1 protein-coding gene is annotated in these 228 nt (G+C 66.2%); it reads right to left on the bottom strand.

Translation table 11 applies throughout. The annotated features are described in order from the left end of the window. Positions 1–228: hypothetical protein (locus E0702_RS19490; RefSeq protein ID WP_205742167.1), on the bottom strand; the 228-nt coding region annotated here is incomplete at both ends.

Here is a 228-nt window from a genome sequence, read left to right as displayed (position 1 = left end):
AACATCGCCAGCGGCGCCTGGCTGAGCGCCAGCGCCCAGTCGGGCCGCGCCAGCATCATCAGCGGAAAGGGGATCAGCGCGATCACGTAGCGCGTCAGGGATTTCTCGAACACGATCCGCCAGAACAGTTTCGAAAACCAGCGCCCGCGCGGATAGACCATCGCGCCCAGCGACAAGAGCTTGCGCGGCACATAGGTGGTGTCGAGCGTGCGGCGGCCGACGACGGTC

Origin of the sequence: Halomonas marinisediminis, from assembly GCF_004347715.1 — a bacterium.
In the GTDB taxonomy this organism is placed as follows: Bacteria; Pseudomonadota; Gammaproteobacteria; order Pseudomonadales; family Halomonadaceae; genus Halomonas; species Halomonas icarae.
This window is presented reverse-complemented; position numbering and strand designations above follow the sequence as displayed.